20 protein-coding genes are annotated in these 22,563 nt (G+C 50.4%); 8 read left to right on the top strand and 12 right to left on the bottom strand.

Annotation, left to right across the window (positions count from 1 at the left end; all coding sequences use genetic code 11):
• Positions 1 to 299: 299 nt before the first annotated feature.
• Entirely contained in the window at positions 300 to 530 is a 231-nt protein-coding gene (locus ACW73I_RS03700; protein WP_458027872.1) for a hypothetical protein, read from the bottom strand.
• A gap of 156 nt (positions 531 to 686) precedes the next feature.
• On the opposite strand from ACW73I_RS03700, the gene ACW73I_RS03695 reads away from it, so the two are divergent.
• Positions 687 to 962, top strand: a complete 276-nt coding sequence (locus ACW73I_RS03695) for a hypothetical protein (RefSeq protein WP_458027871.1) — start codon at positions 687 to 689, stop codon at positions 960 to 962.
• 423 nt (positions 963 to 1,385) lie between these two features.
• On the opposite strand, the gene ACW73I_RS03690 is transcribed toward ACW73I_RS03695, so the two are convergent.
• On the bottom strand, positions 1,386 to 1,673 hold the full coding sequence (locus ACW73I_RS03690) for a hypothetical protein (RefSeq protein WP_458027870.1): 288 nt from the start codon (positions 1,671 to 1,673) through the stop codon (positions 1,386 to 1,388).
• A gap of 312 nt (positions 1,674 to 1,985) precedes the next feature.
• On the opposite strand from ACW73I_RS03690, the gene ACW73I_RS03685 reads away from it, so the two are divergent.
• Positions 1,986 to 2,486: a retroviral-like aspartic protease family protein gene (locus ACW73I_RS03685; protein ID WP_458027869.1), complete on the top strand. Its 501-nt coding sequence runs from the start codon at positions 1,986 to 1,988 to the stop codon at positions 2,484 to 2,486.
• Between the two features lie 235 nt (positions 2,487 to 2,721).
• On the opposite strand, the gene ACW73I_RS03680 is transcribed toward ACW73I_RS03685, so the two are convergent.
• Together ACW73I_RS03680 and ACW73I_RS03675 are read right to left on the bottom strand one after the other, a co-directional pair.
• Positions 2,722 to 3,042 (bottom strand): hypothetical protein, encoded by a 321-nt coding sequence (locus ACW73I_RS03680; protein ID WP_458027868.1) that lies wholly within the window; start codon positions 3,040 to 3,042, stop codon positions 2,722 to 2,724.
• 183 nt (positions 3,043 to 3,225) lie between these two features.
• Positions 3,226 to 4,533, bottom strand: coding sequence for a DUF3422 family protein (locus ACW73I_RS03675; protein WP_458027867.1), 1,308 nt, complete (start codon positions 4,531 to 4,533; stop codon positions 3,226 to 3,228).
• 392 nt (positions 4,534 to 4,925) lie between these two features.
• Between ACW73I_RS03675 and ACW73I_RS03670 the strand changes: the two genes are divergently transcribed.
• The 4 genes from ACW73I_RS03670 to ACW73I_RS03655 all read left to right on the top strand — a co-directional run bounded on the left by ACW73I_RS03670 (position 4,926) and on the right by ACW73I_RS03655 (position 10,287).
• On the top strand, positions 4,926 to 6,563 hold the full coding sequence (locus tag ACW73I_RS03670) for a putative bifunctional diguanylate cyclase/phosphodiesterase (RefSeq protein ID WP_458027866.1): 1,638 nt from the start codon (positions 4,926 to 4,928) through the stop codon (positions 6,561 to 6,563).
• 479 nt (positions 6,564 to 7,042) lie between these two features.
• On the top strand, positions 7,043 to 7,975 hold the full coding sequence (locus tag ACW73I_RS03665) for a hypothetical protein (protein ID WP_458027865.1): 933 nt from the start codon (positions 7,043 to 7,045) through the stop codon (positions 7,973 to 7,975).
• A gap of 16 nt (positions 7,976 to 7,991) precedes the next feature.
• Positions 7,992 to 9,113: a flavin monoamine oxidase family protein gene (locus tag ACW73I_RS03660; RefSeq protein WP_458027864.1), complete on the top strand. Its 1,122-nt coding sequence runs from the start codon at positions 7,992 to 7,994 to the stop codon at positions 9,111 to 9,113.
• A 412-nt stretch (positions 9,114 to 9,525) separates the two neighbouring features.
• A complete protein-coding gene (locus tag ACW73I_RS03655; RefSeq protein WP_458027863.1) occupies positions 9,526 to 10,287 on the top strand; it encodes a GGDEF domain-containing protein in 762 nt (253 codons plus the stop codon).
• A 205-nt stretch (positions 10,288 to 10,492) separates the two neighbouring features.
• On the opposite strand, the gene ACW73I_RS03650 is transcribed toward ACW73I_RS03655, so the two are convergent.
• The 3 genes from ACW73I_RS03650 to ACW73I_RS03640 are packed head-to-tail and all read right to left on the bottom strand — an operon-like array spanning position 10,493 to position 15,267.
• Positions 10,493 to 11,131, bottom strand: coding sequence for an MBL fold metallo-hydrolase (locus tag ACW73I_RS03650; RefSeq protein ID WP_458027862.1), 639 nt, complete (start codon positions 11,129 to 11,131; stop codon positions 10,493 to 10,495).
• A 52-nt stretch (positions 11,132 to 11,183) separates the two neighbouring features.
• Positions 11,184 to 12,440, bottom strand: coding sequence for a 2-oxoglutarate dehydrogenase complex dihydrolipoyllysine-residue succinyltransferase (gene odhB / locus ACW73I_RS03645; RefSeq protein WP_458027861.1), 1,257 nt, complete (start codon positions 12,438 to 12,440; stop codon positions 11,184 to 11,186).
• Complete coding sequence (locus ACW73I_RS03640; protein ID WP_458027860.1) at positions 12,430 to 15,267, bottom strand: 2-oxoglutarate dehydrogenase E1 component; 2,838 nt, start codon at positions 15,265 to 15,267, stop codon at positions 12,430 to 12,432. Before ACW73I_RS03640 ends, odhB begins: the two co-directional genes overlap by 11 nt.
• Before the next feature lie 140 nt (positions 15,268 to 15,407).
• Here ACW73I_RS03640 and ACW73I_RS03635 point away from each other — a divergent pair, with 140 nt between their 5' ends.
• Together ACW73I_RS03635 and ACW73I_RS03630 are read left to right on the top strand one after the other, a co-directional pair.
• A complete protein-coding gene (locus ACW73I_RS03635) occupies positions 15,408 to 16,112 on the top strand; it encodes a DUF2914 domain-containing protein (protein WP_458027859.1) in 705 nt (234 codons plus the stop codon).
• A gap of 72 nt (positions 16,113 to 16,184) precedes the next feature.
• On the top strand, positions 16,185 to 16,502 hold the full coding sequence (locus tag ACW73I_RS03630; RefSeq protein ID WP_458027858.1) for an H-NS histone family protein: 318 nt from the start codon (positions 16,185 to 16,187) through the stop codon (positions 16,500 to 16,502).
• A gap of 3 nt (positions 16,503 to 16,505) precedes the next feature.
• Here ACW73I_RS03630 and ACW73I_RS03625 read toward each other — a convergent pair whose 3' ends face one another.
• From ACW73I_RS03625 to ACW73I_RS03605, 5 genes are all read right to left on the bottom strand, one after another.
• Positions 16,506 to 17,282 (bottom strand): alpha/beta fold hydrolase, encoded by a 777-nt coding sequence (locus ACW73I_RS03625; RefSeq protein WP_458027857.1) that lies wholly within the window; start codon positions 17,280 to 17,282, stop codon positions 16,506 to 16,508.
• A complete protein-coding gene (locus ACW73I_RS03620; protein ID WP_458027856.1) occupies positions 17,275 to 18,291 on the bottom strand; it encodes a M14 family zinc carboxypeptidase in 1,017 nt (338 codons plus the stop codon). Before ACW73I_RS03620 ends, ACW73I_RS03625 begins: the two co-directional genes overlap by 8 nt.
• A 7-nt stretch (positions 18,292 to 18,298) precedes the next feature.
• Positions 18,299 to 20,020 (bottom strand): lysophospholipid acyltransferase family protein, encoded by a 1,722-nt coding sequence (locus ACW73I_RS03615; protein ID WP_458027855.1) that lies wholly within the window; start codon positions 20,018 to 20,020, stop codon positions 18,299 to 18,301.
• A 242-nt stretch (positions 20,021 to 20,262) separates the two neighbouring features.
• Positions 20,263 to 21,363, bottom strand: coding sequence for a GNAT family N-acetyltransferase/peptidase C39 family protein (locus ACW73I_RS03610; protein WP_458027854.1), 1,101 nt, complete (start codon positions 21,361 to 21,363; stop codon positions 20,263 to 20,265).
• The gene (locus tag ACW73I_RS03605; RefSeq protein ID WP_458027853.1) at positions 21,363 to 22,463 is read right to left on the bottom strand and encodes a DUF2817 domain-containing protein; all 1,101 of its coding nucleotides are present in this window, start codon (positions 22,461 to 22,463) and stop codon (positions 21,363 to 21,365) included. The genes ACW73I_RS03610 and ACW73I_RS03605 overlap by 1 nt, the downstream gene beginning before the upstream one ends.
• Positions 22,464 to 22,563: the final 100 nt, after the last annotated feature.

Below are 22,563 nucleotides of genomic sequence, written 5' to 3'. Positions count from 1 at the left end.
ACGGAATAAAGCGTCATCCGTCGGGCCATTCTAAAACGATGCAACCCCGAAGGCTAGCATCTGAGTAATCGGCATGTCGGTCTGCTTGCCCCAGTGTTAACGACGGTGTCCAAGGTTGCCGCGAACATGTCCAGGCCCGCTTCCGAACCCCCGATTCCCGCCGCGAAATTGTCCGCGTCCGCTTCCGAGCCCCCGATTCCCGCCGCGAAATTGTCCGCGTCCGCTTCCGAGCCCCCGATTCCCGCCGTGAAATTGTCTACGTTCGCCCCAGTATTCCCGATTACCGCGGCGATAATGTCTCATACCGCTGTCGTGTCGCCATCTTCCGCTGCGGAAATGTCGTTGGCCGCCACCATTGTGCCATCTTCCGCCACGGGAATACCCGCCACGGTAGGCCCAGCCTTCGCGGTAGCCGAAACTTGGATAAATTCCAATACCCATACCGGAACCGTAATAACCAGGCGGATAGCCGTAATATCGATAGCCGTACGGATAGGATGAATAGCCGACAGCCACTCTCGAAGGCACATATGTCGCACACCCCTGCAATGCGATGCCTAATGCGATTAATAAGAGTGTTCGCAGGATTCTGATGTACATAACTCTCCTTAACGTTTGAATTCCATTCGGAAGTAGACAAATTTGTCGGAGTACTGCTAGTAATTATTAACAGTGACGATTCGACAATGGTTGTATTGGTAAATATCCGATTCCGTGGGAATTTGTTTGGCGGGCAGGCTTTAAAAAAGAGTCAAGCTATTGAAGCGAAACCGTTTAGCGGGACCGGAGCGCTTATAAAGGCGGACTTTATACTGTCGGTAGATGTGATTATGACAAACGAGAAAATGCCCAACCGGCCGAAACACGGTTTGGAATTTAAGCAGGATGCCGCCAAGCTGATTTTCGAAAATGGCTTATTGTTAACAACAGATTTGGCCTATCCAGAGACGCGGCAGGATTAATCTCTCGAAGGCTAGCATGGAACCGGCAAAGTTATGGAGATCGTCATGCTGATTTATGTCCGGAGCATTTACCGATCATCCGGCTTATTTTGCTATAAACGTTAACGTAAGGCGAAATGATGACTTTCCTTATTTGACAAGGCGCTGTCCATGAAGTGACTGACCCGTCGAAACGGAAAAAAGCCGCATATGAAAGGCATTGAACCGGTGTTAAAAGCCTAAATGCCGCTCGGTTAGTCATTCAAGAAGTGCGGATTCCTTGTACGCTTGCAGCCAGGGAGACATCGGCCTCCTCTGACCCTATGCAACTAGCATCGGCGGCCATTTGCCGGTTTTCATTACATGATATTGAACTCAGCCTCCTGGCTGAGAAGGAAGTAAAGATATCTAAAATCGGGTCTTCCGAAGCGGCTACACACTGTATTAATTTACGATTTCTGTTGTCTGAGCTCGTAATTTTCTCGCGGTATTTCGCGACACGGAGCGAAGTTTATACTGCATATGGTGACCCGAAGCTTTGGTCGCGCCCGTTTCAAAGGCAGAAAAATCCGCGCGTTCCGAGGGAAGATCCTTAACTTTTAACAATACACAGTTATAAGGAACCTTTGGATAGAAGGCCGTGCAGTTGTCGGCACCCGCCAAAACGTTAGTTGAAATTAAAGCAATAACCAAAGCTGCCAACCAACTTGCAATAGGTGTAGGTTTTTTCATTTTTATAGCCCCGCTGTTGATCTAGTTATAAGTAATTAACTCCGCCCGCCATTCCAGACGCTGAAAAGAGCGGCTTAAATTATATCGAATCGAAATTAATTATGCAACACAATTTTGCAAAATACGGCTGGGATCGAAATTGAATGCGTACTATTTTGGTGCTCTTTTATGCAAAATGCTCTAATTTGGTGCTATTAAGTTTCGGTTAACCAGGTTTTATGCTGATAACTATTTGTAACTAAAGGATTTGTATTTATGGCATGCGATATGCGGAGCAAACAGATGTGAGGTAATTTGATTTTCGAGGTCATTATGTTTACACATATCTTGACTGTTGTATTTGTTAGTTTGTACTTTTTCGCAACGCCAGCTCAAGCTGTGCCAGCCGCTCAATTCGGTACGACGGTTCCGATGAGTAAAAAAGGGACGGCTACCTTTTATGTTCCAGTCGAATTTGACGGAGTAGCCAGGAACGAGCTTATGGTTGATACCGGTTCTGACTACGTTACTATCAACGAAGCTACGCTTGATTTACTGAAGGAGCGAGGAAAAGTCGACTACGTCAAGCAAGTCGGCGGAATAATGGCCGACGGTACCGACGTCATTGTCCCGATTTATCGCATTTCCAATCTGAATATCGGTTGCTGCTGTATCGTTCATGATGTGGAAGCGGCTGTATTTAAGGGGACCGAACGCCAGATACTTGGCTTAAGCGCATTGAAGAAAGTAGCTCCATTCGCGCTCTCGGTGGATCCCGCTCACTTGATTCTCAGTGAATGTAAAGCGCGTCCGCTGGATCTGGCTGAATATTAGCCGTTAGACAAGGATCAGCGTTGGCAACAACGTGTCTATATAAAAATTCCTTCCAGGCTCTCCTGGTTTTCACTTAACGAAAGCGGCTATAACAATTCGCCCGGCTGCTTGCCGATATTATTATCCTTGTCGTGGCGAGCGCTAAAAAGCTGCGGATGCGATCGCTATGTCCGCTGAAGCGTGCCGCGAGTTTGGAGGAGAGAAGTTGACTCGCATTTTTAGCGGGTCAAAGCCGTCAAGCCTTGAACTCAACTGTTAAATGGGATTGGCTCAATTCATCCCCATAGATCAAGCTGAGGCTCGATGTGTCGGGCGTATCGATTTGTTTTGCCGAATAGGCATCCAATAGCGGCGAAATATATCGTACCGATTTAGGCGTGATATAAACGAAATAGCAGGTTTCATCATCTTTCCAGCACCCGAACATTGCCATGCCTGCGGGCCCGTTTTTTGCCACATAGGCTGCACGGAACGCCCCCAATAGCACGTTCAATTCACCGGATTCGTATTCATGGCGCGAGAGAGCGATGCGGTGCCAGCTTATGGGTTTCGTCATCTCCTATCTCCTGTTGTTTAAGTCTTATCTATAAAATTGGATCGTCGCTTATCCAATATCGCTATCTTGCGCTTAGCCAAGATTGTCCGTCGCCAGCATCGTTTTCATTTTCACGGTTCAGTCAAACTCCATTGCACGGGCGGTCCCGCTTTGATCGTGTCTGTGCCGATCGAAATTAAAAGTCTATGAATCGGTAGTATTGGCGATGATTTTGTGAATTCGCTTCGTGCTGATCGAGATAATGACCAAAATTAAAGGAATCGATACGCCCTCAACAAATTCAGGGTTAAGCTGCCATCCTATTGAATGGAGGGCTTCGGCGATTTTACCGATAAGACTCGCCGCATAATATGTAATAGCGACGATCGATATGCCCTCGACCATTTGTTGCATACGTAATTGCATTTTCGCGCGCAAAGCCATAGAGGCCAGTAAGCCTTGATTTTGGCGTTCGATAACTATATCGACTTTGGTACGCAATAATTGGCTGGCATTGCTAATCCGTTCCGAAACCAAATTGAATCGATGAGAGATTGAGTTACAGGTGTTCATTGCCGGTTCCATGCGCCGTTTCATGAACTCGCCCAAGGTCTGAATGCCCTGAATACGCACTTCGCGCAGGTCCACCAGGCGTTGACCGACTAGTTTGTAGTAGGCGCTAGCGGCGGCAAAACGGAATTGATGGGATGAAATATGGTTTTCGACTTCTGCGGCCAATGCCGTTAACTCATCGAGTAATTTAGCATCGTCGTTATCCGGTTGTTTCATCGAATTGGTGATGCTATACAATTGGCGGTCGGCTTTTTTCAGTTCCGGATAAAGTTTGCGCGCAATCGGGAAGGCTAACAAAGCCATGACCCGGTAAACTTCAACGTCGAATAATCGATGCAACAGCCGTCCGGCTTGCGCCGTTCTTAAAGCGTTATTTACAACCAGAAAGCGGCTGAACCCGTCCACATGGATGCGGAAATCGGTGAAAACGGAAGCGGCCCCGCCGGTCACTTGAGAACCTACGATCGGGTTGCCGGCAAAATAACGGGATATAGGCGATAAGTCCATTTCGCTTTGGTAATTAACGTCCTTTGCCGGTACGACGCTAGCGTGAACGGCAATGATCACTTTTCCGCTGAGTTGCGACAGCCAATCGACCGGTACTTTTTTCAAAGCCGGATCCGAAAAAGGTTCCTTTTCCGCGTCGTAGGCATAAAAGGTATAGGAGCTGAATTCCCCGTGTTGTTCCCAACTCATTTGAAATGAATCAAAACTTGCGGTGAAGTGGTCGGCATCGTCGTCCGGCGATACGGAGCCAAATCGTTCGCACAGGGTTTTGAGATGTTTACATTCCGTGATTTTTTCTGCGCTCGATAACGATAATGCAAGATAACTGGCCCTAACGGGCAGGCTTCGGATGGACGAAGCCCTTGCATGCACTTCGTTATGCAGGATAAAGCGTTGCGGATGATTTTGCGGGATTTTAAATAAGGTGGTCACGATGATTTTGGTTAGTGTATTTTTGGAGTTAAGCCATAAGGCTTATCTTAGCATCATGCAGGCTTGCGCTGGGAGCCAAGCGACTTGCAATTCCGCCTGCGCCGGAGCGGGCGCAGGAGAATCTCGTTTGATTATGAATCCGGAAGGCACGCCGATGAATTATCCGGCGGCACTAAGAAAGCTTGTTTGAAAAGATGCCGGTCGCTATCACCGGAGCCCGGTCACGGCGGATATATTTTTCGCGCGTCGTTAGACCGAACCCGGTATAGTACCGTAGCCTCTCGGGCGGTAAAAACGGTATTGTTCCTATGCAGTTCATCCGCTTTAACGGAAGAACAAAAACCAAGGCAAAAAATGGCAAATAGACCTTTGAAAAACGGTTGGGAGGTTACATGGAATTCGCTAAGAATTTACTCTCCGAAAACGTTAAAATTCTAAAAAGCGAGGTATCAAAAAGCGCTTATCATGGCGTCGGGATTGCCATAGGCGCCATTTCAATCGCCACTCTGGCAGCGGCTTTTTTCGGCAGCGGCGAAATTTCTTTAGAGAGCGTCAGTAAAGCTCAATCGGAAAATTACGCCCTATGGGTACTGGATACTATTCCCTTTATATTCGGTTTTTGGGGTCAATATTCCAGCTCGGTAATAGCCTATCGGGCGGGGGCGATCATTCTGGACCAAACCCAAGAGCTGCGTTCTCGGGCCGAATCCATGGAAGAGCAGGCGAACTATTCCGCGACCCACGATTTGGTGACCGATTTACCGAACCGGGCGTTGTTCTACGATCGTGTCGAGCAAGCTATTTTCTCCGCCAACAATCAGAACAAATTATTATCGATTCTGTTAATCGAAGTTGCCAATTTTAAAGAAATCTACGATACCTTGGGCCGCAATGCCAGCGATTTGCTATTGAAGCAAATGGCGACCCGCTTGCAACACGTAGTGGTAGGAGTCGATAGCGTCGCGCGTATCGATGGGAATATTTTCAGTCTGTTGGTGCAGGCGACGGACAATGCCGATGCCGGAATCGAATTGGCGAAAAGCGTGCAATCGTCGCTCGATCCGGCATTTAAGGCGGAACGTTTGAGCCTGACAGTCCACTGTAATATAGGGATCGTCAATTTTCCCGAACACGGAGACGACGTCGACTCCTTGGTGCAAAAAGCCGGCGTGGCCTTATTTATGGCCGGAAAATCCTCTGAAGGCTACGTCGTCTATTCTCCCTCGTTCGACGACCATAGCCCCAGGCGTTTGACTCTGATGGGCGAACTGCGGCGAGCGATTCAACAGAACCAATTGCAGCTTTATTACCAACCCAAAGTATCCGTCCGCACCGGACGCTTGTACGGCGCCGAAGCGTTGGTGCGCTGGGTGCATCCCAGGCACGGCTTTATTTCGCCGGAAGAATTCGTGCCTATGGCCGAACGGACCCGCATGATTAAGCATTTGACCAAATGGGTGTTAAAGCATGCGTTCAAACAATGCGTCGAGTGGCATAGGCGGGGTCTGGAACTCGTCGTATCCATCAATTTATCGGCCAGGGATTTACACGATCCGGAACTGTCGGACATTATCGCCGGCACGGCAGCGGCTGCGGGGATTCAACCGGACTGGATCATGTTAGAAATTACCGAGAGTTCCATCATGAGCGACCCGGAACGAACCCTAGAAATCGTGCAGCGTCTACACCAGATGGGCTATCAATTTTCCATCGACGATTTCGGAACCGGTTACTCGTCGCTAGGCTATTTAAAAAAAATGCCCCTCACCGAGCTGAAAATCGACAAATCGTTCATAATCGATATGCTGCAAAGCGAAAACGACTCCGTGATCGTTAAAGCGACCATTAATCTCGCGCACAATTTGGGTTTGACGGTTACCGCGGAAGGCGTGGAATCCCAAGATGTACTGACATTGTTGAATAGCTACGATTGCGACATTGCACAAGGCTTCTATTTCAGTAAACCCGTCAGCGTGGACGATTTCGAGTATTGGGCGCAGACTGAAGCGGCGGAATTTATCAAGCGCTGAGGTTTGGTTTCTCATTCGAAAGCTTGAGTTTAATCGGCCGGACTCCGTAGGAATGTTGTGACTAATGATGCGGCTTTTTCATCGCCGACTATTCGCAAGGTGTCGATGAAATAAGGGGAGGAGGGCCGATATATGGCCCCTATTTCGCTTCGGCGCCGGGCAGTGCATTTAAAAAGCAGCGCTGCGTCGGCATGGTCTACCATAAGATAAATGCTTACCGTTTGATGGCCGTCGGGTTGCGGTCGGGATTGATTCGCATCGCGCTGACTCCATTTGATTTTTTCCCGAAAAGACCGGTTTTCCGCGGGCATTTCCAACAATACCGGCGGATTTGTCGATTTTACGACAGAAAAATGGCCGAAAAAATCCGGCAATTAATATCAACTATTTGAATTTAAACAAACTATTAAAAACCATAGCAATTGGACCGTTTTTTGATTGAAAGCGGCAGCATCCACGTACGGAAATCAGCCGCTAACATGTCTCAACCGGAATACATTCATAACTTATATCCGCCGAAAAAAAAGGTCGCCAAACCGCGCTTGCCGATCCTAGAGATCGGCAAGCGCGTACGTCTGCAAAGCTCGTCGTCTGTGGCCGGCCGGCCCGTACACGGGCTGATAGGCGGTTACCGGTTCGATGCACATTCCGCCGAGGTCTTGCCAGCCCTGGCTTCTCGCAACGGCGAAATCGACGCGTACGTTTGGGACACGAACTGCGACCTGGCGGACTTACAAGTGAGTCTGGAATCCGAAGACGGTTCGTCCGCCCAAGCGCTTTCGGCCTATCGATTGCAAACCAATAGTCTGGAATTCTACCAAGTCGCGCTAAAAGGTCCGGAAATTATCTCGGACGAATCAAATATCGCGCTGAGCTTATCGGCGCATTTCGAGCTGACTTATACGACGGATGTCTTTGCGGCCCGACTGGGGCTATTGCATCTGGTGCAAGCTCAGCGTTTTCTGATTTTGGCCAACGGGGAGCGAATTACCTTATTGGATAGCGGCGACGAAGACTGTCCTGTCCTGTATTTGCCTTATCGGGACGATGACCGGCCTATGTCTTGGTTGTCCGAAAATCAAGCCGCAGGCGAATCGAAAGCTTATGACATAACAACCTCTATCTCGCAGAGCATTCCGGTCGAGATCCATGGCGCCGCCGTGGAAGGGTTGACAGTGCAGGAACGCTACAGCAGTTATTTTATGCAAGAAGCCACGCCGTCGAGCGCCGAAAAAACGATCTGGACGCCGATATATCCCCGTATCAGTTGGGGATGGAGTATCCGGGCCGGATGCCGCGAAGACGGCGTATGGGACATCATGCGTCGAAAACTGATGTTGCCCATTGTCGACGGCGACGGTTTGCAGATACCGCTGTGGCAAACCAACAGTCGAGCTTGTTTCGTCGGCTGAAGCGGGCGGTCTATCCATGCTGGACATAGCGATAGTCGGCGGCGGTTTGTCGGGTCTGTCCTTGGCGCGGCGCCTGCAAAGCCAGCGGCGCGAATTCGCCCTGTTCGAGGCCAGAGAGCGCTTCGGCGGGCGCGTATTGAGCCATGCTGCTCCGCCCGGCTATCCCGGCTTTAGAAACGACCTGGGTCCGAGCTGGATTTGGCCCGACGATCAGAGGCGCATTGCTGCCTTCCTAGCCGAAAACGGGATGCATACCTTTCCGCAGTGGCTTGACGGCAGGGCTTTGTACCAAAGCGAGCGTCAACTGCCGCCGCAGGCATATCTCGACCATACGACTTACGCGACGGCACGCAGGATAGCCGGCGGCAGCTATCGCCTGATAGAGGTTCTGCTGGAGCGCGTGTCGAATTGTAGTCTGCATGCGGGTCATCGCCTGCTGCGCATCGGCGACATGGGCGAATATGTCGAACTACAATTCGAGTGTGCCGGAAATGTCACGGCGGTTGCTGCTAGACAAGCGGTGTTAACGGTGCCGCCGCGTTTGCTGATAGGCAGTGTCGAATTCGAACCGGCGCTGGATGCCAGATTGCAACAGGCAATGAACGATACGCCGACCTGGATGGCGGGCCATGCCAAAGCCGTGATTTATTACGAAAGGCCGTTCTGGCGGGAAGCGGACTATTCCGGCAGCGTATTGGCCGCATATCGTGGCGCAGCGCTGATGGAAATTTTCGACGCCTGCTCGGAAAGCGGCGAAGTGGCGGCATTGTCCGGATTTTTCGGGCTGCCGGCCGCGTTGCGTCGGCGCTATCGAGACGATCTCGAAGCGTTAATCGTCGAGCAATTGGTCAGCCTGTTCGGTCCGGAAGCGGCAAAACCGCACGCTTTCCTTATTCAGGATTGGTTTGCCGAGGCTTACACCGCCACCGAATTGGACGAAATCCCGCCACCGGCGCATCCGCATTATGGTCATCCGTGGCAGCAAATGGACCATTGGAACGACAAATTGTTTTTCGGCGGTACGGAAACGGCCGCCGAACACGGCGGTTATCTGGAAGGCGCATTGGTGGCGGCGGAAAGGGTGGCAAGCGCCTTATCGCTGTCGCAGCGATGTAAAACAAACCGAAATTGTCGCTGACTTTTTGCGATGACTACAAATCGGCTCGTATGGTGAATGATGGTTATCGCCGGCGCTCGTTCGGTAATATGCAGTGCTTCTATCGAATGAGCCTCGGCATTAGCCGGTCTAGGACGTGCTTAAAATCGACGGCAGCTCTGCATGCTTCCTTTTTAGAACAGGCGGCGGTCATCGGCGGATTTCGGATATGAATGAGCCTCAAGCCTGATTAGGTTTGAAAAATCGACGCATAATGATCTTTAGTTGATGTGTACGGTCACATGGCTCATCATGATGTATCGTCCTTGATCAAGGACCGCATCAGTTGAAAAAACAACCCTAAAGCAATATGCCTAATCCCTGGAACATAAGCCGTCAATTGCCTAGAAAATGGATAATCAGTATAGCCATATTGCTCGCAATGGCCGTTGCTATGACTGACGCTTATGCCGGAAGTGAAATCCGGCTTTTACCATTTTATTTTGTGCCGATTACTCTGGCGGGTATGAGTTTGAGTCAAGCGTGTGGCTATCTATTTGCGGTTAGCTGTTCCATTCTGTGGGGAGTCGCAAATTATCACGCCGGTCTTCGATTCAGTTCTGATTTGATTTGGGAATGGAATTTGCTCGTTCAGTCGATCGCTTTCATTACGGTATTGGAATTGGTGCGTCAATTACAAGCAGCAAGGATTAAAGAACATGAAGCGGCAAGGATTGATCCGTTAACCGGCCTTCTTAACTCGCGCGCATTAGATGAACAAGCACGCGCCCTAATAGCGCTTTGCCGCAGGGAAAACCTTTCTATTGCCTTGGCATATATCGATCTTGACAATTTTAAGGCAGTAAACGACGACGAGGGACATCAGCGCGGAGATGAAATTCTTAAAATCATTGCCGACATAATGAAATCAACTTTTCGGGCAAGCGACTTAATTGCCCGGGTCGGCGGAGACGAGTTTGCCGTGATCTTGCCTAATACTGCCGCCGATGATGCGCACGAAGTGCTCGAAAGATGTCGAATAGCAATCTCCGATCAAATGCTAGATTTAGGAAACAGGGTAACTACTAGCATAGGATGCATCGCTTATAGCCGTTCGCCTTTAGATCCGGACATGATGATCAAGACAGCCGACCAGTTTATGTACAATGCGAAGCGTTCCGGGAAGAATCGGGTTTCTGTGAAGACACTCAGTTAGGTTTACAAGACAGGCAGGCCGAAATGACACCGATTTTGATCGGCAGGTAATCCGCGCAGAGCAGTTACTCGATTAACCAAATTTGATAGCCGGCAAAGGGTCGGTCGCCCGCTTACGTTGCAATTCGGCGCGACTAGCGGAAAGGGCTAATACGCCTGATTCAATATGCAACACATGTTAACGTTACGGTAACAACATTGCGGGCCTATTTTGTTATTTTGACAAATGGATTGCTGCGCATTTCTGCGGCGAACGTGGACATGGGGCCGTGTCCCGGAATGAAGGCGACGTCGCCTCCAAGCGGCCATAATTTATGCCGAATTGAGTCGATCAGGGTTTGGTAATCTCCGCGCGGAAAATCGGTGCGGCCTATCGAACCTTTAAATAGCACATCGCCGACGATTGCCAAGCGCTCGCTGGCGCTGAAAAACACGATATGGCCCGGTGTATGGCCGGGGCAATGAATGACTTGCAGCGTTTCGTCGCCGACTCGCACTTCGTCGCCATCGTCAAGCCAGCGACTAGGCGTGAAACTGTCGGATCGGGGGAATCCGAACATTCGGCATTGTTCCGGCAAGCTTTGTATCCAAAAGTCATCATCCCGATGCGGGCCTATGATCGGCAAACTCATTATCTTGGCCAACTCGGCGACGCCGCCGATATGATCGATGTGACCGTGCGTGACCAATATCGATTCCAGGTCAACGCCTTGTTTTTTGACTTCCGCCAATACCCGTTCCAAATCACCGCCCGGATCGACCACGGCCGCTTTGTTGGTCTTTTCGCAGACTAACAGTGTGCAGTTTTGTTGATAAAGTGTAACGGGAAGGATGGTGTGGCGCATGACGGCATGAATGCGATGGGGCGCACCGGGTGTACCGATGCGCGCTTTTAGTTCAGATGTTGAGTAGTAAGTGGGCGGGTGCTTCCAGGCTTTCTTTTATGATGCCCAAAAACTGTACGGCTTCTTTGCCGTCGACGAGTCTGTGATCGTAGGACAACGCCAGATACATGATAGGGCGGATCACGATTTCTCCGTTTTCGACTATCGGTCTGTCTTTGATGGCATGCATGCCTAAGATGGCGCATTGCGGCGGATTCAGTATAGGAGTCGATAACATGGAGCCGAAAATGCCGCCATTAGTAATCGTGAATGTGCCACCGCTTAGATCTTCGACGCTAATCGAGCCGTTACGGGCCTTACTGCCGAAATCCTGTATGCCTTTTTCAATGCCGGCGAAATCGAGCTGATCTGCGTCGCGTAGAATGGGAACGATCAATCCGCGCGGCGTCGAGACGGCGATACCGATATCGTAATAGCCGTGATATATGATGTCGTTCCCATCAATCGACGCGTTAACAGCGGGGAAGCGTTTTAACGCCTCTATGGATGCTTTGACGAAAAACGACATAAAGCCCAGTTTTACTTTGTGCTTGGTCTCGAACCGGTCTTTATATTGGTTGCGCAAGTCGATGACCGCCTTTAGATTAACCTCATTGAAGGTGGTTAACATTGCCGCATTTTGCTGAGCTTGCAACAAGCGTTCCGCTACTCTGGCGCGCAATCTGGTCATCGGCACTCTTTGTTCCGGCCGCAGACTGGCGACGACGGTCGCCGACAACGGCACTTGGCTGGCCTCGGCAATTGGCGTCGGCTCTTCGGGACTGGATTGTTGTTCGTTCAGATAATCCAATACGTCCGTTTTCAGGATACGGCCGTGCTTACCTGTTCCGGCGATGGCGGAAGGGTTAACGTCGTTTTCGGCGACCAGCTTGCGGACGGACGGACTTAACAATGGCGCTTCTTTGTTGCTCGCTTTGGTCGAGGGTTCAGCTTGTGTTTGCGCGTCGGATATAGCCGGACTCGATGCGGGTTCTTCTTTGCTTACCGGTGTGCTGGATGTTTTAGCTTGTTTTTTTACGTCAAGCTTGGCCAACAACTCTCCACCGACTACGGTTTCGCCGGCTTTCCGCAGAATTTCGGTCAATACGCCGCTGGACGGGGCGGGAACTTCCAATACTACCTTGTCGGTTTCAAGATCAGCCAAATTTTCACCTGCATCAACCCAGTCGCCGGGTTGTTTGTGCCAAATGACCAGGGTGGCATCCGCGACGGATTCAGGGAGATTCGGAACCAAGATATCAGAACTCATTTTTTCTTCCTTCATGTTCGCCGTAAAGGGCGGTGTGAACAACGGTTTTTTGTTCGTTCAGATGGGTCTTGTAATTACCTACGGCGGGCGCTGCGCACGGTATGCGACCGGCATATAAAATCGGGATGGCTTCATTGATCATTTCGTAAAAATGGTGTTTGCTTTGATACCAAGCACCTTGGTTTTTAGGTTCCTCCTGACACCAAACAACTAATTCAACGTTTGGGTATTTGTCGATTTCGGCTTTGAAATATTCATTCGGAAAAGGATACAGTTGCTCGATACGGATAATCGCGACGTGTTTCAAATTATCTTCGCGGCGAGCTTCCAGTAAATCGTAATAGACCTTGCCGCTGCACAAGACCAGGCGGGTGACATGATAAGGGTCGATGTCGTCAATTTCGCCTATGATTGTTAAAAAGGCGCCATTAGTCAAATCGGGTAGCGTCGACACCGCCAATTTATGCCGTAGCAGGCTTTTTGGGCTCATAATTATTAGCGGCTTGCGGTATCGGCGAATCAGTTGTCTCCGTAATAAGTGAAAAATTTGCGCGGGTGTAGTGGGATAACAGACTTGCATGTTCTGATCGGCACATAGTTGCAAATAACGTTCTAAACGGGCGGAGGAATGTTCCGGTCCTTGTCCTTCAAAACCGTGTGGCAACAGCATGACCAGTCCGCTAAGTTTGCCCCATTTGGTTTCGCCCGAACTAATGAATTGGTCGATGACGACTTGAGCGCCATTGGCGAAATCGCCAAATTGCGCTTCCCAAATAACGAGCTTGTCCGGCTCGGTCGAACTATACCCGTATTCGAAACCGAGCACGCCGGCTTCGGACAATAAAGAATTGAATATCTGGGCGTGGCCTTGGTCGTCGGTCAAATGTTTGAGTGGAATGTAACTGTCGCCGTCTTGTTGGTTCAATAATATCGCGTGGCGATGCGAAAACGTGCCGCGGCCTATGTCTTGCCCGGTCAGTCTCACGTGATAGCCTTCCACAAGTAAGGTGGCGTAGGCCATGTTCTCGGCGAAGCCCCAATCCATGGGGATATCTCCGGCCGCCATTTTATTACGCTCTTCCATGACTTTGGCGACCCTAGGGTGTACTTCGAAATCGCTCGGTAGTTCCTGCAGGCGCTGATTGCAAAATTGGATGCGTTCCAGTGTTACCGATGTATCGGCGGGTTGGTCCCATTCTTTGTTGATGTATTTTTCCCAACGCGCGGAATAAGAGTAATTCAGATTTTTGACGATAGGGCGCGATACGCAACGGCCTTCACTTAAATGCTGGTAGTAATCCTGCTCTATATTATTTATGGCATCGTCGGTCAACACCCCTTCCGTGATTAATTTTTGCGCATATAATTGGCGGGTCGGAAGCAGAGAGCGTATCTTTTGATACATCATGGGCTGAGTCGCTGCCGGTTCGTCGGCTTCGTTATGACCCAGTCGGCGATAGCAGATCAAGTCGATGACGACATCCTTATGAAAAGTCATTCGATAATCCAGCGCCAGTTGGGTGATAAAGGCCACCGCTTCCGGGTCGTCCGCATTCACATGAAATACCGGGGCTTGAATCATGTTAGCGACATCGGTGCAATATAGCGTAGAGCGGGCGTCGAAAGGATTGCTGGTCGTGAAACCGATCTGGTTATTGATGACGATATGTACGGTGCCGCCGGTTGTGAACGCGCGCGTTTCGGACATGTTCAGGGTTTCCATAACGATCCCTTGGCCGGCGAAGGCCGCGTCGCCGTGAATCAATACCGGAACGATAGCGTCGATGCCGCCTACGCCGTGTCTATCCTGTCTGGCCTTAACCGACCCTTCGACCACCGGGTTAATGATTTCCAGATGTGAAGGGTTAAACGCCAATGTTAGATGGATCGGATCGCCGGGCGTGGCGATATTGGACGAAAATCCCATATGGTATTTAACGTCGCCGGTCAATACGCCCGGCGAAGAGGCATGAGTCCCTTCGAATTCGCCGAACAACACGGCCGGACTTTTGCCCAGGACGTTGATCAATACGTTCAAACGCCCGCGATGCGCCATGCCGATAACCATTTCCCTCACTTTGTTTTCCCCGGCCCGTTGCACGAGTTCGTCCAGGATGACAATCAGCGATTCCGCGCCTTCCAAAGAAAAACGTTTTTGCCCGACATATTTGCGATGCAGATATTTCTCCAAACCTTCGGCTGCGGTTAAGAGCTTTAATATCCATGTGCGTTTTTCCGGATGGCTGGCGAAGTTGGGCTTTGCCCCTTCCAGCTTTTTTCGTATCCACATTTTCGGTTCGGCATCGACGATATGCATAAACTCGCTGCCGATGCTGCCGCAGTAGATTTCTTTTAAGGTTTGAATAATCGCTTGCAGCGGCAGACGCTCCGTACCGCATAAACTGCCGGTATCGAACAGTGTCTTCATGTCGGCGTTGGTTAGGCCGTAATAGATTGGTTCCAAATCGGCCGGAACCACATTCGGCGAGCCCAAAGGATTATTGTTGGCTATTTGATGTCCTTTGACCCGGTACTGATTGATCAAGCGTGCAACCGAGCCTTGCTTTTTTACGCTTTGTTCGGTGAAGCCCTGCATTTTGGCCAGTTTGCCCGGTTCCGAAATAGCCAGTTTTTCAAAACGGTCCACGATTACGCTATGAGGGGTGTCATCGGTTGAGCCGCGATGAATGTCGTCGAATCGTTCGCGCCACTTCCCGGTGACCGCGTCCGGGTTGCTTAAATATTGCTCGTACAGTAACTCTATATAGCTCGCGTTGCTGCCATATAAAGCCGACGTTTCTTCAAACAGTTTACGCAAGGTACTCATGCGGCATCCGGGTTTTCAGCAAGTGTTACCCGATATGTTAGAGCTAAAATGGTATATTACCAAGCAAAAATGTAGTCGCGGCACGGGTTCGCTCGTTATTGGAGAGAGCCTGTATTTTGATTAGTTTAACGAGAAACAAAATGACGGATAAAGGCAATCGAGTGGTTATTAGAATAAATTACGATAACGATAGGAAGAGGAAGGAACTGATTGATCCGAAAATGGTAACTGTGTGGCATAAGGGACGTATATTCGGCGTATTCGCAATTTCGGTATTGCTTATCGGGTTGATAATTTTTTTGTCTTCTGGGACAGAAACTCAGGAGAATAAGGCACCCGTTGTAGAAAGTATTGAGGAGACTAAATCGATAGAGCCGGTCCAACAACCGGTCGAGCCTGCAAAAAAGCCTGAAATAATAACCCAGAAGCCGGCAGGCGATAATTTGCCGCCGGAACCGGTAAAATCGAGTCCTAAGGTAATTAGTTCTAATCGGCCATCCGCTATCATTTTTGATAAAAGGGTAATTAGAGCCTCTTTAACTACGGCCCCTCAATATGGTGAGCCGGGCGACCCTTTAACACCGCTAGTGATAATAAAGCCGGAGCAAACTTTAGATGCCTTTTATTTTAGTGAAATTAAAGGCATGAAAAATAGGGTATTATTTCATCACTGGTTTAAAAATGGCCGGTTGGTATATGAGAAACAATTCGACGTCGAAACTGATAAATTCAAGTTGATATCTAGTAAAAAGTTAAGCTCAAAAGATGTCGGAGAATGGCGCGTGACGTTAATTGATAAAAAGGGAAAGGATTACAGTGAAGTTAATTTTTCGGTTAACCCTTAAAATAGATGTTTATTAATATTGATGTAGTGTTACAATTAATCGGGCTGTTAATTTAAGAGGAATAAAGTACATATGAATGATTTTAACAATCTCTCCGAAACGGAAATACAAGCACTGATTGACAATGCCGAGAAAGCACTCAAAGAAAAGCAATCCAGCAGACGTAAGGAAGTGATTGCTCAAATTAAGGAACTGGCGGCGTCGATTGGTGTGGCGGTAGAGATTCATGAGGGCGAGAAGAGAGTCGAGAGAAGAGGCAGTAAAGTGGCGGCGAAATATCGCAACCCTGCCGATGCTTCGCAAACTTGGACCGGCCGAGGTCTTGCGCCTAAATGGATGCAAGAGTTATTGGCTCAAGGGCGCGATAAGTCTGAGTTTGAAATTAAATAATCTCTAAGCGATTTCAACCTGTTCGACCCATTCTTGAAGACGGGCGGCTACCCAATCGCCGTCGTCCGTCGTGAGATCGTGCCCGCCCCATGGATGATTCCTGATTGGAATCTGCCATTTCCGGCAAATCGTGTCCGTACAAGTCGGGGAAACTAATCGGTCGCCCCGGCTTGCCAATAACAAGACCGGTACTTCGAGCTTTTTATCTTCCGGGTAGTAACAAGCGGCAGCAATTAACTGCCTTAAGGTGGTACTAAATCGAATAGGACGTTTAGTCTGAATATTTGCCCACTCCGAGGCTATTTTTTCGTCCCGATCTCGTCGATTAATCACGCATTTAACGATGGCCAATTCCCGTCGAAATTGATCGCGCTGTAATATTACCTTGAAAAAATTCGGATATGCCTGCCAGCGTAAACGATGATAAAAAGGGTTTAGGCTAGCCAAGCTGGTATTGATAAACACGGCGCCGCAAATATCTTCAGGATGTCTTTGCATCCATTCCCAGCCTACCATACCGCCTAAAGACAAACCTATGATTGTCAATGGACGATCCAATAGAGCTTGTTCTTGTGCTTGTTTTCGCACCGCCGCGGCGATTTCTGTCATATTACACGGGCTGGTTTCCCTATAGCGTTGACCGGTTCCCGGTAAATCGAGCGTCGAGATTTCGGCCATTGGAAAGCTTGACCGCAATAAAGGCAAAAACTCGCCCCAATGCGCCGATTCGCGCGACAAGCCGCGCAACAATAGCCAGTTTTGTCCGATTTGTTTAGGCATACCAACATTTTATGGCTTGCTGATAATGAAACGCCATCTGCTCGGCATTCAATTTTGCCCATTTGGCGGGAGATAGCAAGCTACGATAAAGAAAATCAAATAGCGTGAAATGCCGGCGCAAAATGCGCTGGTGTCGATGCGGTAATAAAGGGTGAAACAATCCGTGGCGCTGGAATAAATGCAACGGACTCTTGCGTAGCCATAGCCAGGAGCCCATTTCGAGCGTGAACGGCAAGAATAGGCCACGGCGATTCTCGGCGTTCATGTAGTTGTTGTACAGATAATCCCATAAATCGCCGTTAATCACGTATTCCTCGCTCATCGGTTCGATTTTATAAAAATGCGTGGGGTAGCAGCGGTCGAACAAGATCTTTAACGCATGCGCTTCGGCAAGGTTCGGAAACGGTTCTTTTTTGGAAGCGTAAGGAAACCACAGCCGGTCTTGGATCCCAAAGCCGGAATGCAGATCGAGCGCAACGGACAAAGGCGAATTGAACACGTATTTTTCGACGATCCCGCACAGGGCTTGCGCTTCGGCTTCCATTTGGGAACCGTTTCCCCGATACCAGGGCAGCTTCGGGCTCAAACGATGTCCGCTATACAATTTGATATTGCCGGAGCCTTCGATTGGCGCATTCCGCATCAAATCCACGCCGTTTCCATTGCTTCGGGTGCCGCGGAAGACTCCGACCGGATTGACGATAGGCACGAATACTAGTCGCGACTTTTCCAGACGTTGATTGAATTCGTCATCCCAGTCCAACAACTGTGCGATGGTTTGCAGGTAGGACAGGATGACTTCCGAGCCTATCTTTTCCACGCCGTGCACGCCGCCGAAGAAGGCCAATACCGGCACGTCGGTCCGCATTGAACCCAAGACGATGTTATAAATCGGAAACTCGCGCCCTTCAAAGTCAATGCGATCCCGGACTTCTACTTGAGCCCGCTCGCCGAGTTGCGCAATGATCGCTTCCAGTTGCGACAGCTCGGCAAAATCTCGATTCGACATGCCGGTGTTAATGCGTCAGAGTACTTTCGATATAGCGTATGCGTTTTTTCGGGGCGATTTTGTCGATTTCCACCATGATCAGGCTGTCGATACAATTATTGAAATCGGGGTCGATATTGAAATCGATAAAATGGCAGCCTTTGTCCACGCATAGCTCGACATACTGCTTATACAAGGTCGGTACCTTGACGCCGAGTTTCCTTAATTCGCTGTTCAGGATTTTGAAACTGGTCGCATAGTCGCCGTTAAACTCCTGTAAAGAGAACTGCCGGCATTGTTCGGAAATGACAAAAGGTTTTTTGGCTTGCGCTTTCGGCAGTTCGCCGCCGAATTGCTGCTTATAGAATCCGATGATCAGTTCTTTGGCAAGCTGCGGATAGGCATTACTGATGCTGACCGGGCCGAACAAATACTTGATCTCGGGCTGTTCGCGCAAATAAGCGCCTATGCCGTACCATAAATAATCCAGGCTGTGCTGCCCCCAGTAACGCGGCTGCACGAAACTGCGGCCTAACTCGATGCTGAAGGGAAGCAGGGCGGCAAAATCGCCGTTGAGATCGAATAAAGTATTCGTGTAAAAGCCTTCGATACCATGGCTATCCATGATTTTAGGGCCTTCGCCGACACGATAGGCGCCGACGATTTCTAAGGCATTGTCGTCCCATAGCACGATGTGACTGTAATAGACGTCGAACTTGTCCAAATCCAGAGCCAGGCCCGTACCCTCTTCGACAGTGCGGAAGGTCAATTCTCGCAAGCGGGCGATTTCGGTCATCACCGGACAGTCGTCCTTAAACTGGTACAGAAAAATTTTCTTACCGTCGCGGGTTTCGCCTAACAGGCGCGATTGCAGCAGCGCTTTTTTGATTGTCTTGGCGTCCTCCGGATGCACGACGGTTGCGACCGTTTCGAACAAGGGCGGTTTCTTTTTCTTACCCAGATTTTGTACATGTTTGCGGAAGCGCTGGCTAAGCTGTTTATTGCTTTGATCGCTTTCGACGATTGCGTTGAACGGAATCGGCGGGCCGATCTTAAAGCGGATTTCCTGGTGCTTTTTGTTGAACATTTCCCTGACCAATAACATGGTGCCTAACGGCTTATATAAGGTGGATGCGCCGTAAAACAATGCGGAATTTTTAGCCTGGATATGTATGGGCAAAATGGCGCAGCGGGCCTTCTTCGCCAGCTTGATAAAGCCGTTCTGCCATTTGCCGTCGCGTACGCCTTTCGGGGTAATGCGGGAAACTTCGCCGGCCGGAAAGATAATCACCGCTTCTTCGTTATGCAGGGCCTCCAACATTGTTTTATAGCTGTCTTTAAGGTTTTTCTTGTCCGATAACACGTCGACCGGCAAAAAAACCGACTGCAACGGCTCCATATACGACAGTACTCGGTTAGCGACGATGCGCACGTCGGGCCGCACCGAGCGGATCAATTTAACCAATGCCAGTCCGTCCAGCGTTCCGATCGGGTGGTTGGCTACGATCAACAAGCGGCCCTCGGCCGGAATATTACGGTAGGAGCGGTCGCTGACTTGATAGTGGAAATCGAAATAGTCGAGCAGGCGGTCCAAAAAAGCGAAACCGCGCAGGTGCTGATTTTTCTGTATGAACTTGTTGAAATCGTCTTCGTGCAGCAGTTTTTTTAAGGCCTTCACGGCGATTTTATTGTCCTTGCCGAATTTAAAATCCGGGTAGGTTTCTTGCAGAATGCGTTCGGCATCTATCATAACGGCGGTTTCATGGATTAAATATGATTCTGTAGGTTTGGAACTTTGATCGACTGGAATCGGTTTACGCGCGATTGGATACGTAATATCGAAAACAAGGCTCGAATCGGCTAACTCTGCCGATTCAATCGGTATGTTGATCCTAGGCTCAAATAATCCAAAGTTGCTTACAGCCTAATCCGGTAAGATGACAATAGTGTGACGGTCGGTGCGCTGATTAGCCCAATATCAATCGCTTGATTTCATTCGGGAAGCCTAACGATCACCGCCGTTCGGAGCCGGGATTTTCCGAAACAGGACATGCGCTCGAAATCCTCGCGCGCGATCGGAATGAACTGGCAGTCGAGCTCGCTTTGGCGGCTGTCGTCCGGGTCGGAATCGTGCATGTACAGGCAATCGTAATCGAAGCCGCTCATGACCACCCAATGCGGCGCTTTTCGCTGGTCCATCGCATAAGTGCTGATCAATATCAACGGAATGGCGCCGGCTTCGAAGGCGGCGGTCAAATCGTTTTGGGTGATGTTGGCGTAATGTACCGGAATCCGTTGTTCCGCCGCATCGGCTTTGAAACCGGTGTCGACCAATTCGATGATTTGTTTCTTTTCGTCGCTACGCACGCTGTCTATGAACAAAGGGCCGGTCTGGTTTATCCAGACTTCGACGTCGAAGCCGCGCCGTTTGGCCGCCAAGGCCAAGCCAACCGGGTGGCAGCCGCCGTGGCCGGACGTCATGAAGATCGTGGTGGCTTCACGCCATAAATCGATTTCCTCTTCCCGGGACGGTTTGTACGCCGAGTTCAAGCCATGCATCGCCATCATCAAGGCCGCCGGGCCGCAAGTAAACGGCGTGGTCTGGCGCAGCCAATGCACAGAACGGTGCTGCGGCCTATCCTGGTAACGGCGTATGCGCTTTTGATAGCGCAAGGCGTCGGTATGGTCCTCGTAATAATCGCGGTACAAGCCGAATTTTCGATAGCCCAGTTTTTCGTATAGATTGATCGCCGGCCTGTTGTCGACGTTGACTTCCAGCCTTAAATACAAACGGCCGTCGTTGCGGGCCGCCCGTTCGCCGGCCTCTATCAATGCTTGGGCGACGCCTTGACCGCGCAAGGCAGGCCGGACCGCCAAAGAATATATGCGCGCCAGGCGGGTACCGGGATGGTAGATGATTAAAATATAACCGGCCAGTCTTCCTTGGATGTCCGCAATCAGCAGCGATCGATGTTCCGTGCCTATCCAGTGCCGAAAACTGCGCCGACTCAGGCGGTCGGTGGCGAAGCTGGCGTTTTCCAAGGTGACTAGGTCGTTCAGGTCGGATAGCGTGGCGGGGCGTATCGACAGCATCAGAACGATACCCCTTGCATCGCTTGGTAGATGACCTGGCGGGCGCGCAGCAAGACCATTTCCTGCCAGGCGCTGTCGTTCGGACAAAAATGCCGGCGCATCAGCAGGCTATGCGCGAGGCGGGATGCGTTGATATCGTCTTGAGCCCATATCTGATGATCCAACAGCAGCACGTCGAACAAGCGGTCGGTGCTGTAGGTGCCGAACTCCAATGTGACGTAGCAACTGCGGTCATCCATGACTTCATGCCAAAGATAATCCAGCAAGCCCTGTTTCGGAACCGAGCTCGAGGTGCCGGCCAGCGGCAAGGTGACCGAGTCGCCGTACCATGTTCCGGCGACTGCGGCGCCGGCGCTGTCCGGGGCATGGTCGCAAATGATTTCGCCGTAGCTGTAGGGACCTAGCCCCGTGTGTAGATCGATTACGGCCAGTCGGCGTTGCGACAAACCGTAACACTCCATCAGCGCTTCGCATACCAAGCGGCCGTGCGCCGGCGCTTTGCCGCCGTAAAACGGGCCCTGCGGGTCGTGATATTGGCCGCCGCTGACGGCTATTTCCAAGGCCACGCGGCCGTGGGTTCGGCCGAATTCGTCCAGCAAGCGCCGGCGTTGTTCGGCATCGGCGGCAAACAAGGCCGGCCTCAGTTGGTCGTAGCCCGGATTTTCCGGCGGCGGCAGGGAAAAATCCACCGCATTGCGATTCAGATCGACCCCGTCGGCGTCGCAGCGCCGCAGCCAGGCGTAACCCCAAGGCGTCAAGGCGTGGACCAGCAATATCGCCGTTTGTTCGGGACAGGTCAGTCGGCGTCCTGCCAATAGCTGCAACAGGTCGGTTTGTATTGCACTGCCGGTCAAGCCTTCGACGCCGTGAGTGCCGCCGATGACGACCAGCACGTTTTCGGCGTCCGCATTGCCTAGCCAGAGCGTGTCGGTTGCCAACTCTTCGCCGTTCGGGCCGGTACCGGGGCTGAGGAAAACCAAGTGTTGGCCGGAGGAGGGCAAGGCATTCAAGCTATCCAGCCACTGTTGCCGGCCCGACCGATAACTGGCCGGAAACAAATTCGTATCGGTCTCGGCGAACGGAAAACGCAGCCCTATCATGATTTTCCCCAGTAACTTAAATGCCCGGCAATATTACTCCTTGTTTTAACGCCTGTCTGGTCTCAGAATGCGCGTTTTCGAATATTTGTATCGGGTTTTT

The sequence above is a fragment of the Methylomonas sp. MgM2 genome (genome assembly GCF_054172045.1).
The sequence above is the reverse complement of the archived record's forward strand: the minus strand, read 5'-3'. Positions and strand labels throughout refer to the sequence as shown.